Source organism: Desulforhabdus sp. TSK, from assembly GCF_022836495.1.
Lineage (GTDB): Bacteria > Desulfobacterota > Syntrophobacteria > Syntrophobacterales > Syntrophobacteraceae > Desulforhabdus.
Genome location: NZ_BQXM01000003.1, coordinates 17,869 through 39,940 on the forward strand (window position 1 = coordinate 17,869; position 22,072 = coordinate 39,940).

Consider the following 22,072-nt stretch of genomic DNA (forward strand, 5'->3'; position numbering starts at 1 on the left):
ATGTTTTTTCTTCTTGCCTTTTTTGATTTAGAGTTTATTGTACCTTCGTAAAGTGAAGGGGGTCGATATTTAGGGTTATACGAGGAATCGGTCTTTCGCCTTATAGAACGGTTTCAGGGTAGCTCGAAGTAACGCACCAAAAGTAGTGGAATTAAAGAACACAGTTGAGAAAGGATTTAAAATGGCGGAAGGTCGAGTAAAGTGGTTCAATGATCAAAAAGGTTATGGTTTTATTGAAGCTGATTCCGGAAAGGACGTTTTTGTACATCACACTTCCATTCAGGGTCAGGGTTTCAAGTCTTTGAGCGAAGGCCAGAGAGTGGCTTTTGATGAAGAGCAGGGAGCTAAAGGACCTCAAGCAGTCAACGTGAGAAAACTTTAGTCGACATATCCTTTTAGAAGATTCATGTAGTAGAAAAGCCGGGGATTTCCCCGGCTTTTTTTATTTCCAAGCCCACTTTCCGGTCATCTTTTTATCCATTTACACCTCTCCATCAGTGGTCCTCGTGATCCTCTGAGGAGCCCGTCTTCCCCTCCTCTCTTGACTTTCACCTTTTATTCACCTAACATGCAGGCACAATCCACATCAACCCCAACACCCGGTCAAGGGAGGAAGTACGGCATGGCACTCACACCGGCACAGGAGCGGGTTTACCGGTTTGTTCAGGAGTACCTGAAGGATCGCGGATACTCTCCTTCCTATGAGGAAATCAGGGAGCATCTGGGGTTTCGATCCCTGAACGCTGTTTACAAACACCTCAAGCAGCTTCAGCAGCGTGGATACCTCCAGAGCCCCCCCAAAAACCGCAAACGGGCTCTGGAACTGCTGCCCCTTCACACCACAGGGGTTTCCATCCCTTTCCTGGGGGTAGTGGCGGCGGGAACCCCTATCGAAGCCGTTGAAATTCCGGAATCCATCGAGGTCCCGGAAAGCTTCCTGGGCAACGGCAACAACTTCGCCTTGAAAGTGCGGGGAGACTCCATGATCGATGAAGGCATCCGCGAAGGGGATATTCTCATCATCACCAGGCAGTCCCATGCCGAAAGCGGGCAAACGGTCGTGGCCCTCGTGCACGGAGAAGCCACCGTCAAGAAGTTTTACCCTCACAACGGAGAGGTGGAGCTTCGTCCTGCAAACAGCCACATGGCTCCCCTTCGCCTTCCGGCGGACGACGTGGAAATCGTGGGAACCGTCGTGGGCCTGCTGCGCCACTACCGGCAGCGCCCCTTCCGGTAAATGCGGGGTCGAAAATGGAAACAGGGGATGCAGTACGGCAAATCGTGCATTTCGGCATTCCGGATTATTACGCCGCACTGGAAGAATTGCGGCATCCGGAACTGAAAAAAAAACCGCTCATTCTGGCGGAACCGGGAGCTCGTTCCATCGTGCAGGGGGTCAACTTCACAGCACGCCGGGAGGGCCTGTGCGAGGGAATGTCCGTCAGCCAGGCGCGGCGCTTTTGCCGGCGGGTGCAGACCCTGCCCCTCGACCTTCCCTTCTACCGGGAGCAGCACGGGCACATCGTTCAGGACTTCGGCCGTTTTTCTCCTCTCGTGGAGGGAACGGCTTCGGGACACTATTTTGTGGATCTGACGGGTACCCGCAGGCTCTGGGGGCCCGTTCCCGATGCGGCCTGCCGCATGGAAGAGCGCCTGGCCGCACAAAAAGGACTGCACGCGAGCGTAGGGCTGGCGTCGAACAAGCTGATCAGCCAGGTGGCAGCCCGCTGCATTCCTCCGGGAGACCTGGGCTGTATCTTCCCCGGAGGAGAGGCCTCTTTTCTGGCTTCCCTGCCGCTCCTTTTTCTTCCTGGGGTAGGGCCGAAAACAATCGAGAAGTTGAACGATTTCAATATTTCCAGGATCGGCCAGCTGGCCTCGTTTTCAGGAGAAGTCCTGGTCCCCGTTTTGGGCGGGGCAGCCCATCACCTCCTGAAGATGGCCCAAGGGATCGATGCAAGTCCCGTCCTTCCGTCTCGGGAGCTTCCCCGGCTGCGCATTGCCCGTCATCTGGAGCGGGATGAAATCGATCGAGACAGGCTGGAAGCCGTTTTATTCCAACAGGTGGAAGAAGCGGGCTGGGAGCTCCGGTCCCGCAACCGTTATGCGCAGCGGTTCACCCTGGAAATTTCCTATGCCGATGGAGGCACCGCCGTGAGCCGCCATGGCCTCGACCCCATCACGGGGCAGGTGGATCAGCGCCTGTTCCGGACAATCCTGCCGGTTTTCAGAAAAGTGTTCCAGCGCCGTGTGGCCGTGCGCCGCATGGTCCTGGAGCTCTCGGGCTTTTCCATGCCCTTCCGCCAGCTGTCTCTTTTTCCCTGGGAGGAAAGCTCTTTCCAGGAAGATCAAAACCTGCAAAGAGCCCTGGACGGCATCCGGCGTCGTTTCGGCGGCACATCCATCCACTGGGGAAAGGTTCTCCTCAACCCTCCCGAGAAAATGATCGCGTGAAAGGATGAGAGAGAGCTCCGGGGATATCGGAAGGGAAGCCCATGGAAGAATCCTTTGTACATCTGCACGTCCATTCACACTATTCCATGATGTGGGGCGTGAGCTCCGTGAAGGTCCTCTGTGAAACTGCGGCCGAGGCGGGGTTCCGTACTTTGGCCCTCACGGACACCAACGGGTTTTACGGGTTGATCCATTTCCTGGAAGCAGCCCGCCAAGCCGGGATCCATCCCATCGTGGGAGCGGCACTCGAGACGCAAAATCCAACGGAAGCAGCCGTCATACTGGCCAGAACCCTTCGCGGTTATGAATGCCTCAGCCGAATGATCACCGACCGCAATCGGGGGGATTTTTCCCTGCTGCGCGACTTCCCAGAGGTCCCCGAAGATCTGACCGTGCTGAGCTCCCACGCTGAAACCCTCCAGGCTCTCCGTTCCCGTGTGCCGTGCCGGGTGGAAATCATCCCCAGCCCTGCCGACCGGAAGGCCTTGCACATGGCTCACGAGCTGGGGCTTCCGCCCGTCGCCACCAATGCCGTTTATTTTGCGCATCCCGAAGACCATGCCCTCCACCGCCTGGTGCGGGCCATCGATTGCAATGAAACCTTGAGCACCCTCCCTCCGCAAGAAGTCGTCCCGTCCGATCGCTGGCTAAAGCCCGCTCCTCTCATGGCTGGGCAATTTCCCCACGGTTCCGAAGCCGTGAACAACACCGTGAAGCTTGCCCGGCAGTGTCACGCGACATGGGACCATTTCCGCACGGTCTTCCCTCACTATGAAGATCGCCGGGAAGATCATTTCACCCTTTTACAGCAAAAGTGCCGCGAGGGGATTGCCTGGCGATATGACCAGACCAGCGCAGCCGTGGAAAAGCGACTGGAGGAAGAGCTGGAGCTGATTCGCGTCAAAGGGTTTGTGGACTACTTCCTGGTGGTGAACGATCTGGTGCACCGTCGCCCCATCCACTGCGGACGGGGAAGCGCCGCCGCCAGCCTCGTAAGCTATCTTCTGGGAATCACGCACGTGGATCCCATTCGACACAACCTCCTTTTCGGCCGGTTCCTGAATCCCCACCGCCAGGACCCTCCGGACATCGATGTGGATTTCCCCTGGGATGAGCGGGACGGGCTCCTGGAGGAGGTGCGCAACAGCTACGGCCATGACCGCCAGGCCATGGTGTCCAATCATGTGGGGTTCGGAGGGCGGGCGGCCATACGGGAAGTGGCCAAGGTTTACGGGATACCGGCGGCCGATATCAAGGAAGTGACCCGGCGGATGAGCTTCGGAGCACATCCCGGACGCATCCGGCACCGCGTGGAAACTCATCCCAGGTTCCAGGGATTTCCCCTGGATCCCCCCTGGCCCGATATCATGCGATGGGCTGAGCGCCTGGAAGCCCTTCCCCGACATCTCTCGGTACATTGCGGGGGGATCATCCTGACACCGGACCATGTCTCCCGCTACGTCCCCGTGCAGCGGAGCGCCAAGGGGGCCTGGATCATCCAGTGGGAAAAGGAACAGGCCGAACAGGCAGGCCTGGTCAAAATCGACCTGCTGGGCAACCGCTCCCTGGCCGTCATCCGGGACACCCTGGCGGCTGTCGGTCAAAATACGGGAATGCGCATCGACTATGCGTCGTTGAATCCCCTGGACGATCCGGCCACGGTGGATCTTCTCCGGAGAGGCGACAGCATGGGGGTCTTTTATGTGGAATCCCCGGCCATGCGTCAGCTGCAGAAGAAAACACAGCGGGGGGATTTCGAGCACCTGGTGATCCACTCCTCCATCATCCGGCCGGCAGCCAATCGTTACATCCAGGAATATGTTCGGCGACTCCACGGCGCTCCTTACGAGCCCCTTCATCCCAGCCTCGGGAAGCTCCTGGCGGAAACCTACGGCATCCTGGTGTACCAGGAGGATGTCGTCCGAGTCTCGATGGTTCTGGCGGGCTTCGATTGGGCCGAAGCGGATGGACTGCGAAAAGTCATCAGCAAAAAAAGCAGCGAGAAGCTATCTCAATACCGCCGGAGCTTCTATGACGGATGCGCCGGGCGCGGTGTTTCCCGTGAGGTAACGGACCGGGTGTGGGAAATGTTCCTCTCATTTGCCGGCTACTCCTTCTGCAAGCCTCACTCTGCCTCTTACGCCCTGGTGAGCTTCAAATCGGCCTACCTGAAGGCGCACCACCCCGCGGAATTCATGGCCGCCGTCCTCAGCAATGGAGGCGGGTACTACACGGCCCGCGCCTACATTTCCGAAGCACAGCGCATGGGGCTGCGGGTCCTCGGCCCCGACGTCAATGAGAGCGACTGGAATTATACGGGAAAAGATCAAACGGTTCGCCTGGGGCTGCAGCAGATCCAGAATATTCGCAAAGAGACCCTGGAGAACCTTTTGAAAGAGCGGAAAACGCGGGGGGCTTTCACTTCCCTGGAAGACTTCCTGGAGCGCGTGGACCTGTCTCCCGGGGACGGCGCAGTCCTCGTGAAGAGCGGCGCCCTGGATTCCCTGGCGGACGGACTGAACCGGCCGCAGATCCTCTGGAGCGTTGCAGCGGCCCTCAACCATCCCTCCACAAAAAGGGAGAAAAGAATTCCAACGCAAAAAAGCCTTTTTCATCGCTCTCGACGGGGAATTTCTCCTCCTCTCCTGCCGCCGTTGACACCGCGCCAGCACTGGCGCCAGGAAGCCGAAGCCCTGGGATTTTCCCTCTCCGCACATCCCCTCAAGCTCTGGGAGCCGTTCCTGCCTCCTCTCCCCTCTTCCATCATTGCGGCTTCCCGCCTCTCCCAGTGCGTGGGCCGAAAGGTCTGGGTGCTGGGGTGGCCCGTCACCCGCAAGGAAGTCCTGACCAGGGAAGGGGAATCCATGGAATTCATCTCGTTTGAAGATACGACCGCCATCTACGAGACCGTTTTCTTTCCCAGGGCGTTCCAACGCTTCTGCCAGGACGTGGATATGAACCGTGCTTATCTTCTTTACGGCCGGGTGGAAAGCGAATTCGGAGCCGAAAGCCTCAATGTGCTGCAGATGAAGAAGATTTCAAACCAAAACGGCCAAAGCGGGGTTGATGAGGGCATTCAAAACCTTGCACCGCCCACGCCTGCCGGTTTTGTCAAAATCAGAGGACGCTGAAAAACGCTGCCGTACCCGGAATGACGCTCATAACGAGAATGAAAGAAGCAAAAGAGGATCCTCGCATTGAGAATTCCCACGGAAAAAACGAGCCTAGCGCAGACTGAATACAAATTTGCCTGTTGGGCATGGGCATGCGCCTTCGTCCTGATCCTGCTCATGGGTTCAGGAGCGGAAGCAAAGGCCCAAGCGAATAGCAGGCAGCTGCAGCATCTTCTCGAGGTGGAGCTCCAGCCTCAAAATCAAAGGATCCGCGTTCAAGACACGGTGACCTTCCGTACCCATGCAGGAGAAGAAAGCATCGCGTTCTTCCTGGCGCCCCGTGCTGAAAGTGTGTCGGTTCAATCCAACGGAGCACCCATCCGGCATGTATTCCAGGAGGGGGAATTGCGCATATCTCTTGACCCTCTTCCCGAAGAACAGATCCATTCCCTCAAAATTTCCTTTGAAGCTGCCTTCGCCGACCCGATTCCCAATGCTCCCGCCAATTTCGACAACCCGGGGTTTGGCGTCACGGGGACGGTCACGACCCAAGGAACCTTCCTGCTGGCCGGCTGTGGATGGTACCCACAAATCCCGGGGGAAAATGCCCGTTTCCATGTCAAGGTCACCGCACCCAAAGGTATTCGTGCCGTGACGGCCGGAAATCTCGTGGGCCACGACGATGTGGGAGGCAATACCCTGTCCCGGTGGGAGGTCCTCCAGCCCATCGAGGGACTGGCCCTGTCAGCGGGGCCTTACGTCATCCGTTCACGAACGGTTGGGAAAACAACGATTTCAACCTATTTTTTCCCGGAATCGGACGATCTTTCGGATACCTATTTGAACGCGGCCTCGCGGCATATAGAGTTTTACGAGAAATTGCACGGCCCCTACCCTTTTCCCAAGTTTGCCGTCGTGGAAAATTTCTTCCCCACAGGATACGGTTTTCCCTCGTACACTCTGCTGGGAAGCACGGTTCTGCGCCTCCCCTTCATCCCGGAAACGAGCCTCAAGCATGAAGTCGCTCATTCCTGGTGGGGAAACGGCGTTTTCGTCGATTATGATTCCGGAAACTGGTGCGAAGGACTGACAACCTATGTTTCGGATTACCTCTCCAAAGAAATGTCTTCCCCTGCCGAAGGGAAAGAATATCGGAAGCAAATCCTCCAGGACTATGCCACACTGGTGAGCTCGGGAGAGGACCTGCCCCTCAACCGGTTCATGAGCCGGGAAAGCCCGGCGTCGCGGGCTGTGGGATATGGCAAGGCAGCCTTTGTGTTCCACATGGTACGACAGAAGATCGGCGATGAACCCTTTTGGAACAGCCTGCGCCGTATTTTTAAGGAACGCCTTTTTCTGAAGACATCCTGGCGGGATTTCCGGGATGTTTTCACCCAGGAGGGAAACTGGGACGCCAGGGAAGCCCGGCAGTTTTTCGATCAGTGGCTGGCCAGAAAGGGAGCGCCCCTTCTCCAGTTGGAGAATGTCCAGGTGGAAAAGGGCAATCCCCACTGGAACGTCCGAGGGTTCCTGGCACAGAAGCCACCCCTCTACCGTCTGTACGTCCCTGTGCAGCTGCACACCGAAGGGACGAACCAGGAGAAGCTATTGCCGGTGGAAGCTCCCGCTTCACCGTTCCTGTTCCAGACCGCGCAGGAGCCACGGAGCGTGACGGTCGACCCCGATCTCCAGGTGTTTCGGCTCCTCTATCCCGAAGAAATCCCCGCCACCGTCAACAGCCTCAAAGGATCGAGGCGTCTCACAGCCGTCATGAGCGATGACACACCGGACGGTTTGAAAGGGACATTTCAAGATCTGCTGGCTGGCCTGAACCAGGCCGAAGCACCGCTGCTCCATGAAAAAGACGTGGATTTACCGAAAGCCCATGCGCAGGATCTGTTGTTCCTGGGATATCCCAGGTCCGAAACGCTGCGGGCATTGCTGGCTCGCCATCCTGCCGGTTTGGTGCTTGAACCGTCCTCTTTTTCCCTCCAGGAATCTTTCTCCAGCAGGGAGGCGGATTCACTTTTTCTGGTCTACAAGGATGCCGAAAGGGAAGGAAGACTCACGGCCCTCTTTTACTCCCCTTCAAGAACTGAAACAGAATCCTTGAAGAAGGCTGCTTTAAAGATCACGCATTATGGAAAATACAGCTACCTCAGCTTCTCCAATGGGATGAACCAACAGAAGGGAACATGGTCGGCATCCCGTTCACCCCTCAGGTTTGAGCTCAAGGAGTCGCAATGAGTCCCACGCGCTGTGGAAAAATGTTGCTTCTGATGACCCTTTTGGCGGTCTTGTCGGGAACAGGCTGCGGTGCTGAGCCTCTCAGGCTTTGGGAAGTTCAAGGACGGAGGGAAGTGTCTCTCGCGTCGGCAGCCAAAAGCTTTGGCGAGGCCTCCATGGTGTTTGTGGGGGAGCTCCACGACCGTCCGTCCCACCATGACGGACAGCTCCAGATCATCCAGGCGCTCCATGATGCCGGAAAGCCCCTCGCCGTGGGGCTGGAAATGTTTACCGCCCGGGATCAGGCCATTTTAGACCGCTGGATCCAGGGAGCCATGGAAGAAGCCGAATTCGTAAATCATTTTCAAGCCAACTGGGGTGAGAGCTGGCGCCTCTACAGGGACATCTTCCTGTACTGCCGTGACCGGAAAATTCCCCTGGTGGGTTTGAATGTACCCAGGGAAATCACTGCCCAGGTGGCGAGAAAAGGGTTCGCTTCTCTCACCCGCGAGCAGATCGGGATGCTCCCCCCCATCACCTGCAACGTGAATTCAGCTTACATGGAGCTCATGCGGCAGGCCCACGGCCATGCCATGAGCGAATCGGACTTCACTCAATTCTGTGAAGCCCAGCTGGTGTGGGATACCTCCATGGCGCTCCATGCGATGCGGTACCTGGAGGTGCACAAGGATCAGACGCTCGTCGTCCTGACGGGAGCCGTCCATGCCTGGAAGCAGGGCGTCCCCCGGCAGGTGAGGGAGCTCAGCCCCCATCGGCAATTCATAGTCATTCTGCCTGAAGTTCCTGGGACCTATGACAAAGAAACCGTCTCACTGGAGGATTGTGACTTTCTGCTCCTGGGAGTATAGAGCACCTCATGGGTAGTGCACGGCGAGCCAGATGGTTTCCCGGTCGGGGTCCGTCCATTCGACCCTGTGCTTTACATGGGCGGGGATCGTGATCCAATCTCCTGCTTGCATGGAGAGCAGAACGTCATCTTCTTCAAAACGCAGCCGGGCGCTTCCCTGCACCACCATGACCCATTCGCTGGTATCCTGATCGTACCAGGTTCCTTCGGGCGTCGTATGCCCCTTGGAGATAATGCGCTCGATCCTTGTTCCCCCGGTGCAAACCAGCTCTTCCAGCAGTTCCCGGGGCAGGGATGCCGGGATCTTTGAGGCTATGTTGTCTCGATGCATGGACGAATCCGTTGACCGGCACGACGGCACAATCCAGGTGCAGGTCCAGGTGTGAGCGGACTCCTTTGAGACCTCTGTTCGGGTAAAGGGGCAAGAACATACCCCTAACCCGAACGTGTGGAAAGAAGCCTCGTCAAGTTCTATTCCAGAACGAGGTCAACCGAAGCGATCGACTTACTTTTGCTTCAGGGTGAATTTCCAGGAGCAATACCATTCGTCGGGATGCGCGTCGGGAGGACATGCGACGCATTCCGTCTCGATGCGGGGATCGATGAAGGTGGCGAAGAAGGGATATTCCACCATCCCCCCCGATTTGCAGGGGTAATCCTGGAGGCCCTTTCTTTTGCGCGCCACCTGGACCCGGCATTCCTCCATGCGGAAGATGAAGCTCGTCTCATCCACATCTTCGATGCATTGTTTGTTGATGCGGGCGTACATGCGGAAAGCGAGGGCGGTTTTCAGTCCTTCGAGTCCTCCCAGCTCCGGGATGTGGAGGAGCTCTTTGATCCTGAGGGCTTCATAGGGTGAAAATCTGGACCAGCAGGTGTCGTTGCAGCGTTTGGCGGTGTCCATCCCGAAGCGCTTTTCCACGGCCTGAAACCATACGCCGTCATTGGCCAGCCAATTGACGCAGATGCCGTCCAGGAGTTTAAGAAGGTCCTCTTTTCCCATTTGGTTGAGTGCCTTTGGGACTCCATTTTCCAATTCGATACCGAGCAGCTTGCCCAGTCGGGTAATCATAATGTTCCAGGATTGATCCCCTGCGGATGTTTCGATGTCCACCGCCCGCTTCATTCCCAGTTGATATTCCACTTCCCTGAACCAGCAGCCATAATGCACCATGGTGCGGCGGAATCCCTCCATGACCCACTGAACCAACTCAGCTTGAGACAGATCATCAAACGTTTTCGGCAGGAACTGATCGGACATGTCTTCTCCTCGTGTTTGAATCGGGATGTTTAAGTTGAGAACGAACGCGCGAATCTCTCAATACCCGCGGATGAATGTGGAGACCTTGAAGCGAATAAGCAAGTCTCACCCCTGAAACGGCCCAACCATAATAGAGTGTCCTGGGAAAAATCAAGGAAAATGGCGGTTCGTCGGAGGAAGGCCGGCACGTGATATACCTCCGGCATCGAGCTCATGTGGATGGCTTCGGCACATGCCAAAAGGATGAGAGAGTGAGAAGAGTCCGGCAGATGGAAAGACCCCGCCGGTATGGACGTTAATCCTTCCATACCGGAGAGGCTCTTCGGGACATGCAATGGATAGAGTGTTACGTCAGACTGCCCTGCGGATTAGATGTCATAGTAGAGTTTGAATTCGTGGGGATGGGGACGCATGCGCATCGGGTCCACTTCATTTTCACGCTTGTATTCTATCCATTTCTTGATGACATCCTCGGTGAACACATCGCCCTTGAGCAGGTACTCGTGATCCTTTTCGAGCGCTTCCAAAGCGGCGTCCAGTGAACCGGGCGTCGACGGCACATTGGCGAGCTCTTCCGGGGTCATGGAATAGATGTCCCGATCCAAAGGCTGGCCGGGATCGATCCTGTTCTGGATCCCGTCCAGGGCGGCCATCAACAGGGCGCTGAAAGCCAGGTACCCGTTGCAGGAAGGATCGGGGAACCGGACCTCGATGCGCTTCAGCTTGGGAGAGGCCGAATACATGGGGATGCGCAGAGAAGCGCTGCGGTTCCGGCTGGAGTAGGCCAGGTTCACGGGAGCCTCATAGCCGGGAACAAGACGCTTGTAACTGTTGGTGGTCGGGTTGGTGATGGCGCAGATGGAAGCCGCATGTTTGAGGATACCCCCTGCAGCATAGAGAGCCATATCGCTCAGGCCCGCATATTTGTCCCCGGCGAACAGCGGCGTGCCTCCCTTCCAAATGCTGATGTGGATGTGCATTCCGGAGCCGTTATCGCCAAAGAGGGGCTTCGGCATGAAAGTCACCGTCTTGTTGTTGCGACGCGCGACATTCTTCACCACATATTTGTACCATTGCAGATTGTCAGCCATTTTCACCAGCGTGGCTGCCTTCATGTCGATTTCGGCCTGCCCCGCCGTGGCAACTTCGTGATGCTGACATTCCACGGTCAGTCCGACTTTTTGCATCATCATGACCATTTCGGTACGGAGGTCCTGCTGGGTATCCACGGGAGGCACCGGGAAGTAGCCTTCCTTGTGGCGCGGTTTGTAGCCCAGGTTGGGATTTTCCATGCGACCGGTGTTCCAGGTGCCCTCCACGGAGTCGATGTAGTAATAGCTGTACTGGCACGCCCCATCGTAGCGGATATCGTCGAAGATGAAGAATTCCGCTTCGGGACCAAACCAGGCCATGTCGCCGATGCCCGTGAACTTCAGGTATTCTTCCGCCTTTTGAGCGATATGCCTCGGGTCGCGGGTGTACCGCTCCTTCGTGACGGGATCCGAAACGTCACAAATCAGGGAGAGCGTCGGAACGGCCATGAAGGGATCCATCATGGCTGTCGTGGGATCGGGGATCACCAGCATATCGCTGGCATTGATGGGCTGCCACCCACGGATGCTGGATCCGTCGAAGCCGTACCCGTTCTCGAAATCGGATTCGCCGAGCTCCTCAATGGGGTTGGTGAAATGCTGCCAGGTTCCAAGAAAATCCATGAACTTGAAATCGACCATCTTGGCGCCTTGTTCCTTCGCAAAAGCCAGTACTTCTTTCGGGGTCATAATATTGCCTCCTGGTGGGTTCGTTTGGTTGAATGGCTCTCAAAAAGTCGAAATCAACCTAAGCAATTCCCTTGCCAAAGTTTATTCATCCCCATTTAGAGCGGATGCAGAGGGATTTTTCATGCTGCAGCCGAGTGTTCGGCGCTGAATCTCTGGCAAAAGCGCCCCGCAGCAGCTCCCCGGAAGGACAAAAATGTACCTTAACAGCGACCAGAAGACGCACAAATGGTTTTCATGCACAAAACGAAAGATAAAAAATATTGAATTGACAATGAGTTATATGGAGTGAGGGAACGAAAAGCCATGTATACGTATTTGTAACATTTCAATACCGCCCCGGCGGTCCAATGGTGAAAACCGTCCCATGGGGAGCTTTGGACGAAGGTTCCGATGCCATGCAAGAAACAGCCGTAAAGAGGCTGGGAAGGGTCATGGCCTTGGGCCTCAGCAGGCAACGGCCAAGCACGCCAGGAGGCGCTCTCGTATCTTTTCATGCAGATCGTAATCGTTCAGTTTGTTCCCGCTGAGATCCGTCACATAGAAGACGTCCGTCACCTGGGCTCCGGGAGTGGATATCTTCGCCAGCTGGATGGAAACTTCGAGTTGGTAGAGCGTATGGGTGATGGCGTGCAGGACGCCGGGGCGATCCCACGTATACACCTCGATGATGGTGTAGAAGTCCGAGGCCTCCTCGTCGATGAGCACCCGGTCGCTCTTGCGAGGGAGGCACTTGTTCTGCAGGAGGGAGGGCTTGCGTTTGCCGGCCAGCAGTTCATCCAGGTAAGAGGGATTTTGCAGAACCTTCCCGAGATCCCCCTTCACACGATCCCACAGGACATCGGCATGGAGTGGATCCGGCAAACGTTCCACAATCAGGATATCCAGAGCGATGCCCGACTCCCGAGTGAAAATGTCGGCCGACAGGATATTCAGGCCGCGAGCCCATAGGACCCCGGTGATCATGGAAAACAGGCCGGGACGGTCCCGAGTCGCTACAGTGAATTCCCACATGGTGCCTTCCGCCTGCCGCGCGGCGGTGGCCAGGGGCCCACGATCCAGTTCCCGCTCCATGTGGTAGTGCTTCAAAATGGCATCGGCGGGCTGTGAAAGGATATAACGGAAAGAAAGCTTCTCCAGCCATCCGGCGACTCGTTCCCTGCCGGGGTTCGAGCCCAAAAGTTCAAGGACCTTTCTCTGGACGGCAACGGATTTTTCTTGAAGATCCTCACCTCGCCAGTCGCCTCGAAGCAGCAGACGATCCACTTTGGCCCACAGCTCCCGCAGGAGGGAAGCCTTCCAGGTATTCCAGGCACCGGGCCCCGTGGAGCGCGAATCCGCAATGGTGAGGAGATAAAGCAGATGCAACCGCTCCCTGTCCTTGACTTCGATGGCGCAGCTCAGGATGGGCTTTTCATCCATGAGGTCACGCTTCAGGGCGGTCTCTGCCAGAATCAAGTGGTTTTTGATGAGAAAAACCAGCAGATCGCTTTCCTCTCCCGACAGATGCATGCGGACGGCGATATCCCGAGCCATGACGGCTCCGCGCTCCGCATGATTTTTGCCCATCCCTTTGCCGATATCATGAAGCAGAGCTGCGAGGTAGAGGATGCGACGATGGCGGATCTGCCCGTAAACCTCCTTGAGCCTCAGCCCAGCCAACGACTCGTCCTCATCATGCTCCATTCGGTGCAGTTGGCGGACCGTGCGCAGGAGATGCTCGTCCACCGTGTAAAGGTGATAGACGTCATGCTGCACACGATAACGCACTGGCGCAAATTCGGGCAGGAAGACATCCAGGAACCCCGTTTCGAGCATGACTTTCAAGACCGGGAAGGCATGCCGAGGGTCCAGGAGAATATCAAAAAACTGCTTGACCGTTTCCGGGGCACATCTGGCAGCGTCGTTGAATACTCCAAGATTCTCTCGTATCACCTGGCCGGCCTGGTGGTGAAAATGGGCATCCGACTGCACCACCTGCCAGAAAAACTGCATGAGAAGCCGGGGATTTTCCTTAATCCATTCGGGTTCCATGAAATGAAGCTGACGCCCTTCCAGCAAAAAAGGCCCCGGCAATACGCGCTTGCGCAGCTTGAGACTTGAGAATCGGCGATGAGCCTCCTCCAGGCGCTCCAAGAAAAACGAGGTGGTCCGCCGAATGCGGGCGGTGTGTCTGTAATAGAGCCGCATGAAGGCTTCCACCGCAGACCATTGATTCCCATCCATGAATCCCATCCGGACGGCAATCTGTTCCTGCTCGGGGAAAAGAAGCTGGTCCTGCCTCCTTCCTGTCAATTGGTGGAGCTGCAGCCTCACACGCCAAAGGAAATCGCAGGCCTGCTCCATCCAGAGTTTTTCCTGCGCTGTGAGCCATTCCCGCTGAATCATTGCGTCGAAAGAGGGGTCCTGCAGGTATACCACGCCTGCCCAGCGCAGGAGGTGAATATCCCGCAACCCACCCACTCCCTCCTTCACATGGGGTTCCAAAAGGTAGGAGCTTTCGCCATAGTGGGCCAGCCGTCCTTCACGAAAGCGCAGCAACTCCTGGAAAAATCGTCGGCGGCTTTGGGTGCCGAAACTCTTGAGATAGGATTCGCGCCAGCTTGCGAACAACTGAGGGTCGCCGGCAATGAGGCGCGCCTCCAGATGATTGGTGAGAATGGTAAAATCCTCATTCACCAGGCGCTTGACGGCCGATACGGAGGCGGTCACATGCCCCACCTCGAAACCGCTGTCCCAAAGTCCATAGACCAGCTCGCGAACGACATCCTGGAGGACTTGGGGAAGCCGCTTCCGGTAGAGGAAAAGCAAGTCGAGATCCGACGCGAAGCTGAGCTCTCCCCTGCCGAATCCTCCCACGGCCACCAAAGCCCATCTTTCGTCGGAAAGAGACTCACCCTCGAAGGCCCGGGTCAGGAGGTCGGTAAAATGCTGGGCATAGGTTCGGGCTGCCAGGAGACCGGGCACATCGTTCCGACACGTCTGGACGAAAGCGCCACGGAGCTCTTTCAAGCGCTGGGGCAAGAGTTGAAACCGTTGCTGGACCATGGAATCCTTTCGGAAAGCCGATAAAAATCGTTACAGGGCCTCTTCACCCACTTCGCCCGTGCGGATGCGAATGCACTCATCCAGAGGAATGATGAAAATCTTCCCGTCCCCTATCTTTCCCGTGTTGGCGGCGGAACGCACCGCTTCGACGACTTCGGCCACCTGATTGTCCGCCACGGCGATCTCAATTTTGATCTTCGGCAGGAAATCGACGACGTATTCAGCGCCGCGATAGATTTCAGTGTGGCCCTTCTGGCGTCCAAATCCCCGCACTTCCAGAACAGTCATCCCTTTAACTCCCAGGGCGGTGAGCTTTTCTTTCACATCGTCCAACTTGAAAGGCTTGATGATGGCTTCAATTTTTTTCATGGAATTTTCCTTTGCGATTGCTAAGATCCTGAAGGAAACTCAGTCTGCGGCGGGTATCTTCCCTTCGCGGTAACCGTGGGCAATGGGATTGCGCCGCCCGCTCCCAAAAGCTTTGGTGGTGACTCGAATGATGGGCGGAGCCTGCCAGCGTTTGTATTCGTTGCTGTCCACGCGGCTGATCACCCAGCGCACCAGATCCTCGTCCCAACCTCTGGCGACGATTTCTCCGGCAGGCAGGCGCTCTTCGATATAAGCGGCCAGGATGTTGTCCAGCACGTCGTAAGGCGGCAGACTGTCCTGGTCCTTCTGATTGGGGCGAAGCTCCGCCGATGGCGCCCGCCACAGGGTCCTTTCCGGAATCCAGTCATGAAGTGCATTCAATTTATAAGCCAGTTGATACACCAGGGTCTTGGGAATATCCCCCAAGAGTGCCAGCCCGCCGTTCATGTCTCCATAGAGGGTACAATATCCCACAGCCATTTCAGACTTGTTGCCTGTGCTGAGGAGCAAGCGGTTGAACTTGTTTGAAATAGCCATCAAGACCATCCCCCGTATGCGTGCCTGAAGATTCTCTTCCGTCACATCCGGAGCATATCCTTCAAAAACCGGCGCGAGGGACTTGAGCGCCGTCTCGAAAAGGCTTGCGATGGATACTTCGTGGAAGACGATGCCCAGGCGGTCCGCAAGCTCTCGAGCATCCTCGAGACTTTCGGGAGCGTTGTAGGGTCCGGGCATGCCCACGCCCATGACATTCTCCGCCCCCAAAGCCAGGACAGCCAGGCACGCAGTCAACGCCGAATCCACCCCTCCACTCAAACCCACTACCGCCTTCTTGAAACCGCACTTGGCTGCGTAATCGCGAAGCCCCAGTTCCAGGGCACCGAGCACCTCGCTCTCCCTGTCCAGGCTGGATTCATGCAAGTCGCCCCGGTGCGCTGCCGTATCGTAGACCAGGAGATCCTCTTTGAAATCATAACCGCACGTCACCAGCTTCCCTTCAGCATCCCACACCATGCTGTGGCCGTGGAAGACGAGCTGGTCGTTGCCCCCCACCTGGTTGACGTACACCACCTGCATGCCGGACCGGGTGGCGCGCGTCTTGAGCAGTTCGGCAACCCACGCCACCTTTCCCAGGTGATAAGGCGACGCCGAAATATTGATGAGGATTCCCACCGAGGCATCCTGCAGCTCACAAAGAGGGTCGCAATGGTACAATGGCCGTGGAAGATAATCTTTTAGATTCCACACGTCCTCGCAAATGGTTATCCCGAGACGCTCGCCCTTGTAGTCCACCCAGACCGACCGCTTTCCGGGCTCAAAATAGCGCTCCTCGTCGAAAACGTCATAGGAAGGCAGCAGCTGTTTATGGACGCGGGCCAGCAGCGCTCCGTCCGAAAAGAAAAAAGCGGAATTGTGATAGGGCTTTCCCGTGCCGTCTTCGTTGTCGGAAACTACCCCGCAAATGACTCCGATTCCCTGACTGGCTGCCTGAATTTTCGACCAATAGGGCTTGCTGGCCGCCACAAAGCTCGACTTGTCGAGCAGGTCCCGAGGAGGATATCCAGTGAGGGCGAGCTCAGGGAACACCACCAAATCACATTCCCGACTGCGTGCCTGTTCAATAAACTGGCAGATCTTCCTGGTATTTCCTGAGAAATCTCCAATGAATGGATTCATCTGAGCTAATGCGATGCGCATTGTTGGGCTTCCTCATCGTTCCGTTGTGGGAAGGCGGCATATTCACCGTAGGAGAGATGGGCCGGCAATGCAAAGACCGGCCGCATGCAGAAGCGAAAAGTCCTCCGGCCTCCTCATGAGGACTGGCTGGCTTGCAATCGCGCCTGGGAGACAGGAATCTTGGTTCGAAACCTTTTGGGATCGACGCCGTACTTTTCCACCTTGTACTGAATGATCCGCTTGGTGGTGCCCAAAAGGCGCGCGGCTTGAGACTGGTTGCCGTGAACGTCCTTGAGGGCGTCCGTGATGAGGTCCCGTTCAAAAGCACTGACCAGGGCTTCCAGCTTGCCGCGGCTGACATTCTGGGCTCCGGTGGGCTTCATCTGGAGCGTGGGCGGCAAATGCCAGGAATCGATGGCCTCCCCCGCCGTCAGGAGCACGGCCCGTTCAATGCAATTTTCCAATTCACGGACGTTTCCCGGCCAGTGATAGGACATGAGCATGTCGATGGCCCCCGTGGAGATGCGTTTCACGTCCTTTTCGAATTCCTGTGCATACTTCTGGACGAAATAATCCGCCAGGAGCAGAATATCGGGTCCCCTGTCCCGCAAAGGCGGCAGAAAAATAGGAAAGACATTGAGCCGGTAGAAAAGATCGGATCGAAAGTTCCCCAGGGCCACTTCCTGTTCCAGGTCCTTGTTGGTAGCCGTAACGACGCGCACATCCACGTGTACCGTGCGTGAAGACCCCAAGGGCTGAAATTCCCGCTCCTGCAGCACGCGCAGCAGCTTCGCCTGAGCGATGGGGGACAGCTCGCCGACTTCATCCAGGAAGATGGTGCCGGCCTGAGCCTCTTCAAAACGTCCCCGCCTCCGAGTCACCGCACCCGTGAAGGCACCCTTCTCATGGCCGAAGAGCTCGCTCTCCAGCAGGGAATCGGGCATGGCGGCACAGTTGACCTGGATCATAGGGCCCTTGCGGCGCCGACTGTTTTCATGGATCGCCTTGGCCACCAGTTCTTTACCGGTGCCTGTCTCCCCATTGATCAGCACCGTCGTATTCGTATCCGCCACCTGATCGATGAGACGCAGCACCTCCTGAATGACCTTGGACCTGCCGATGATATGAGTGGTCGGCCGTTTGGCCTCTGCCAGCATGCGTCGCAGGCGATGGTTTTCCTCTTCCACGACCCGAAAATGCACCACCTTGCCGAGAAGCTCCGCGACGGCACTGAGTATCTGCACTTCCTTTTCCAGGCTTTCCACCTGCTGGGCCAGCTTGTCGGCAGAAAGGACCCCCACCACCTTACCCTGGTAAAAAATGGGAACACACAGAAAGGAAAGCTCCGCCCGGTTCAAGGATTTGCGCGCCCCCGTTCGATCGAGAAAAAGCGTCTCCTTGCCGAGATTGGCTATGGCCATAGGACGCCCTGTCTGAGCCACCTTGCCGGTGATCCCTTCACCGGGTTGATAAGAAATCTCCCCCGTCCCCACATCCACGCCCCGGGCAACGTCCAGCCAGGCTTCTCCTGTCTGCAGATCCAGGATGGAAACCATCCCACGTTCCATGCCGAGCCAGGTGCTGAGAATTCCCAAAGTCTGCTGGAGCTGCTCCTTGAGGTCTCCAGAGGCGGCAAGCACCCTGGCGATTTCATGCAAAGCCCGCAATTCCAGATAGCTGTAATTTTCCGTCATGACTGAATATATGCCCCGTCCTCTCCGTGGTTTTAGTGATCCCCTACATACAGCATAATAACAAAAATGTCACTAATTACTTCCCGGTTTCACAAACGCACCCCTCATGCCGAGCTCATCTCCAGTGGATGTACCGGAATCGACATATGTAACACGGGCCCCAAGGGGTGGTGGCGCAACCCCGAGAAGATGCACATGGAAGTCCCGTGAGGCATGAGAAGGGGGCTCGGCCGGGAAAAAGCGGGCGGGAGGCTGCAGACCTGCACGAGCTCCAAATGGTGGGAAAGGGGAAGGGAAATTCTTGGGAGAAGAATGCCGGCCCCAGCCGGTCAGTCCCTCCCCCTCTTCCTCGCAGGGAGAAAAATGGAATGTTTCAACCGGTCGGGGGACTCATAAATGCGGAGGGGCAGACCTCAGCGGTGCTCCTCCCGAAGCAGATCGAAAATGGTTTTCACAGGGCTGAAGGTCGATCGCGGCACCTCAACGATGACGCTGATCCAATCGGCCATGGAGCCGTTCCAGAGTCCCGGCAGCTCCAGGGCCTTCAACTCTCTGCCATCTTTGGATTTACTGGAAATGAAAACGGCTTCGGGGTCCACATAGCGCCTCAGGTCGAAGGGACGGCCTTCATAGTCCCGCACGCCACACACCAGATCCACGGGATTGAAATGGGTGGAAGACACCCAGATGGCTTTCTGATCCGGTCGTTTCAGGTCGACCTGGGCTTTTTCCACAATCTGCAATGATGTGGTGCCATTGCGGTGCCTCACCCAGAAGGGTGCGCCGCCTGGCTCTCCCACATTGCGGACAACACCGCAGACACGTATGGGACGATTGAGACGCTCCACGAGAAACACATGCCGTTCTTCCAGAGGCATCTCATCGTACGAAGCGGGAAATCGCATGGAGAGCTCTTCCGTCGCAAAGGCGTCGGCAGCCGAAACGACACTCTCTGAAACTTCATTCTTGAGCCGGCGGAGGAGGGAATGAACCCTTTCCTGAAGCTCGACGAGGCGGCCTCCAAGGATCCGCTTCCACAGAAATGTGTCTTCTTTCAGGGGATCCGGAGCCACGTTGTCGATATTCTTGATGTACACGAGGTCTGCCTGGAGGTCATTGAGATTCTCGAGAAGCGCCCCATGGCCCGCGGGCCTGAAGACCAGGCGTCCATGCCGGTCTCGGAACGGCCGGTTTTGCACATCGACGGCGAGAGTGTCCGTGGATGGCTTTTGAAAAGAAAAGTCCACCTCGTACTGCATCTCGAAGCGGTCTTCATAACACCCCCGGACGATCTTGAGCACATCCACAAACCGCCCCTCGTGCTCGGGAGATACCGTGAAATGAAGGCGGCATATTCCAGTGCCGTTGCCCAGGTAGTTCGCCGCTTCCACCAGGTGCTCTTCGAAGGCCGTACGCGAGCCATGTTCGTACCGGTGAAACTTCAGCAACCCCTTGGGCAGGCCCCCGTAGTTCAGCCCATACTCGGTGAGGAGATAATCCAGGATCGTATGAAAACGGTGCTCCTCAACCAGTCGGTCCAGGTCGAACCCATCACGCGCAAGGGCATCCTCCAGATCGTCCAAAAAAGGGAAATGCGGCAACCCTTCCATGAACCGGACAAAATCATAAGCCACGGCAACCCCCTGGTCAGCCCGGCGGAGGAGCTCATCGTATTCCAGAAAATGTGGCAAATGATAAATTTGCAGGAGAGACTGGAACATGCGTGTGGCAGCGCCCGATGCAGGAACAAACTTGAGAAAACGTCCTTCTCGCGCAGCGCGGTAATGGATCTCGAGATACTTCTCCCTTTCCGAGAGAGGGATAATCTGAATGCCGTCTCCAGGAATGCAGGGTTTTTCCAGATTCACGAAGTACGAAGATCTCTGAAAAGTTTCAATTTGATGTCGGACCTGCTCTTCAGTAATCCCCAAAGACTCCATCTGCAGGTAATCCGCTTCAATAAAAGAAAAACCTTCCATAAAATGGCTCCGTTGGATTCCTCTATCCTGTACATGCACTACTCATGATGCAACGAGGCGGTAGGTGGGAAAAACGGGAAGGAAGGGTAGATACCCCTTCCCTCCGTGTTTTACGAAATTCGTAGAATTTGACGCGACCTTGCGCGCGGTGGAGATCGATCCCCCATGGGACATGGGATCGGGCTATTTCAAAAATATTTCAACTTTCGCCTGGGACTTGAGCTGATCCACATACGCGGTCAGTTCCTTGTTCACCTTGTCCTGCTTCAAATGCTGTTCAATTTTTGCCTTGATGTCATCGTAGGGCGTGACTCCGGCTTCTTTTTTGTCCGTCACCTTGATGAGATGAAAGCCGAACTGTGTTTCCACCACATCGCTGTATTCGCCCGGCTTCAATTTGAATGCGGCATCTTCAAAGGGTCCTACCATCTGTCCCCGCTGGAAAAAATCCAGGTCACCGCCATTGGCACTGCTGGGGCATTCCGAAACTTCCTTGGCGACAGCGGCAAAATCTTCACCTTTCTTGATCCGTTCCTGGATGGCCACGATTTTTTCTTTGGCCTTGGCCTTGTCTTCGGGGCTGGCCTTGGGGTCTACCTTGATGAGGATGTGACTGGCTCGAACCATTTCGGGAGCTTTGAACAAATCGGGGTTGCCGTCATAGAACGCCTTGGTTTCTTCAGGTGTTATCGTCACCTTGTTGGCAACCTGCTCATCAATCATTTTCTTGATGGCCATGTCCTGAGAAAACTGTTGCTTCAGCTTGTCTTCCGTAAGATTCATCTTCTTCAGTGTGCTGGTAAATTCAGCCTCACTGGGAAATCTCTTTTTCAGGGCGTCAACCTGCGCCGCCACTTCCTCATCGGATACTTTGATTCCGAGCTTTTGACTCTGCTGTTTGAGCAGTTCACGGCTGATGAGACTGTCCAAAACTTTTTTTCTCATTTCGGCAAGCTTTGCCGCATCGGGAGCCTGTCCCGTCATGCTCATCTGCTTCTCATAGCGGTTCATTTCCGTGTCGAGGTCGGCCATATAGATGGGAGTCCCGTTGACGGAGGCAACAACCTCTTTCTTGCCTTCCTTTGCCTCTGCAGTAGCTTCCTTCTTACTCTCTTTATCTCCTGCCGACTTTTCCTTGGAAACCGATTCCTTCTGGGAGCTCTTCTCTTTTGCCAGGACAAGCGGTGTTGAAACCGCCCAGACGAAAGAGAGCGTTGCTAAAAAAATCCATGTCGCGGTTCTCTGCCTCATACGTATAAAGCTCCTTCATCATAAATCTTCAAAAAAATAACCCATAAGAGTCGCTGGAAGCCTCCATGGGTTTTCCCTGTGTCCCTTTCCGGTCAATCAGAGCGACATGGCCCAATTGGGACAACAACCGCCGGTAAAACCTCTAAAACCGCATAACGTGGGAGTATAAACATTTAGACTTGGAAGAGTCAAATAAACTCTTCCAGGTTCCTGAGCCTGGTACAGGGTATGCTCATCGTTTGCAAAAACCTGTCCCGGGTGAGACCGAACCCTCAAGTCAAAATAGATGTTGACAGACTTGCCCTCCCTCATCCATGCAAGCGATGTCAGTCGGGCTGGAAGCACAAGCTATGA

At 56.1% G+C, this 22,072-nt stretch carries 15 protein-coding genes; 6 read left to right on the top strand and 9 right to left on the bottom strand.

The window, feature by feature from the left end:
• Positions 1 to 181 precede the first annotated feature (181 nt).
• The 6 genes from MWC30_RS02535 to MWC30_RS02560 all read left to right on the top strand — a co-directional run bounded on the left by MWC30_RS02535 (position 182) and on the right by MWC30_RS02560 (position 8,662).
• Positions 182 to 382 carry a cold-shock protein gene (locus tag MWC30_RS02535; protein ID WP_244082583.1) on the top strand — a complete coding sequence of 67 codons (201 nt, stop codon included), beginning with the start codon at positions 182 to 184 and terminating at the stop codon, positions 380 to 382.
• A gap of 240 nt (positions 383 to 622) precedes the next feature.
• A complete protein-coding gene (gene lexA / locus MWC30_RS02540; RefSeq protein ID WP_244082584.1) occupies positions 623 to 1,237 on the top strand; it encodes a transcriptional repressor LexA in 615 nt (204 codons plus the stop codon).
• A gap of 14 nt (positions 1,238 to 1,251) precedes the next feature.
• Positions 1,252 to 2,454 (top strand): hypothetical protein, encoded by a 1,203-nt coding sequence (locus tag MWC30_RS02545; protein WP_244082585.1) that lies wholly within the window; start codon positions 1,252 to 1,254, stop codon positions 2,452 to 2,454.
• Between the two features lie 41 nt (positions 2,455 to 2,495).
• Entirely contained in the window at positions 2,496 to 5,585 is a 3,090-nt protein-coding gene (locus tag MWC30_RS02550; RefSeq protein WP_244082586.1) for a DNA polymerase III subunit alpha, read from the top strand.
• A gap of 66 nt (positions 5,586 to 5,651) precedes the next feature.
• A complete protein-coding gene (locus MWC30_RS02555; RefSeq protein WP_244082587.1) occupies positions 5,652 to 7,814 on the top strand; it encodes a M1 family metallopeptidase in 2,163 nt (720 codons plus the stop codon).
• Entirely contained in the window at positions 7,811 to 8,662 is an 852-nt protein-coding gene (locus tag MWC30_RS02560) for a ChaN family lipoprotein (RefSeq protein WP_244082588.1), read from the top strand. The genes MWC30_RS02555 and MWC30_RS02560 overlap by 4 nt, the downstream gene beginning before the upstream one ends.
• A gap of 6 nt (positions 8,663 to 8,668) precedes the next feature.
• Here MWC30_RS02560 and MWC30_RS02565 read toward each other — a convergent pair whose 3' ends face one another.
• The 9 genes from MWC30_RS02565 to MWC30_RS02610 form a co-directional block, all read right to left on the bottom strand.
• On the bottom strand, positions 8,669 to 8,992 hold the full coding sequence (locus MWC30_RS02565) for a cupin domain-containing protein (protein WP_244082589.1): 324 nt from the start codon (positions 8,990 to 8,992) through the stop codon (positions 8,669 to 8,671).
• Positions 8,993 to 9,166: 174 nt separating this feature from the next.
• Positions 9,167 to 9,922, bottom strand: coding sequence for a DUF6125 family protein (locus tag MWC30_RS02570; protein WP_244082590.1), 756 nt, complete (start codon positions 9,920 to 9,922; stop codon positions 9,167 to 9,169).
• A gap of 368 nt (positions 9,923 to 10,290) precedes the next feature.
• Positions 10,291 to 11,703, bottom strand: coding sequence for a type I glutamate--ammonia ligase (gene glnA, locus MWC30_RS02575; protein ID WP_244082591.1), 1,413 nt, complete (start codon positions 11,701 to 11,703; stop codon positions 10,291 to 10,293).
• A gap of 444 nt (positions 11,704 to 12,147) precedes the next feature.
• Positions 12,148 to 14,748, bottom strand: a complete 2,601-nt coding sequence (glnD, locus tag MWC30_RS02580; protein ID WP_244082592.1) for a [protein-PII] uridylyltransferase — start codon at positions 14,746 to 14,748, stop codon at positions 12,148 to 12,150.
• Positions 14,749 to 14,778: 30 nt separating this feature from the next.
• Positions 14,779 to 15,117, bottom strand: a complete 339-nt coding sequence (locus MWC30_RS02585) for a P-II family nitrogen regulator (protein ID WP_244082593.1) — start codon at positions 15,115 to 15,117, stop codon at positions 14,779 to 14,781.
• 39 nt (positions 15,118 to 15,156) lie between these two features.
• Positions 15,157 to 16,815: an NAD+ synthase gene (locus MWC30_RS02590; RefSeq protein WP_244082594.1), complete on the bottom strand. Its 1,659-nt coding sequence runs from the start codon at positions 16,813 to 16,815 to the stop codon at positions 15,157 to 15,159.
• Between the two features lie 113 nt (positions 16,816 to 16,928).
• Positions 16,929 to 18,488, bottom strand: coding sequence for a sigma 54-interacting transcriptional regulator (locus MWC30_RS22640; protein WP_269467774.1), 1,560 nt, complete (start codon positions 18,486 to 18,488; stop codon positions 16,929 to 16,931).
• A gap of 413 nt (positions 18,489 to 18,901) precedes the next feature.
• Positions 18,902 to 20,467, bottom strand: a complete 1,566-nt coding sequence (locus tag MWC30_RS02605) for a DUF4301 family protein (RefSeq protein WP_244082595.1) — start codon at positions 20,465 to 20,467, stop codon at positions 18,902 to 18,904.
• Positions 20,468 to 20,650: 183 nt separating this feature from the next.
• Complete coding sequence (locus MWC30_RS02610; protein WP_244082596.1) at positions 20,651 to 21,718, bottom strand: peptidylprolyl isomerase; 1,068 nt, start codon at positions 21,716 to 21,718, stop codon at positions 20,651 to 20,653.
• Between the last annotated feature and the right edge of the window lie 354 nt (positions 21,719 to 22,072).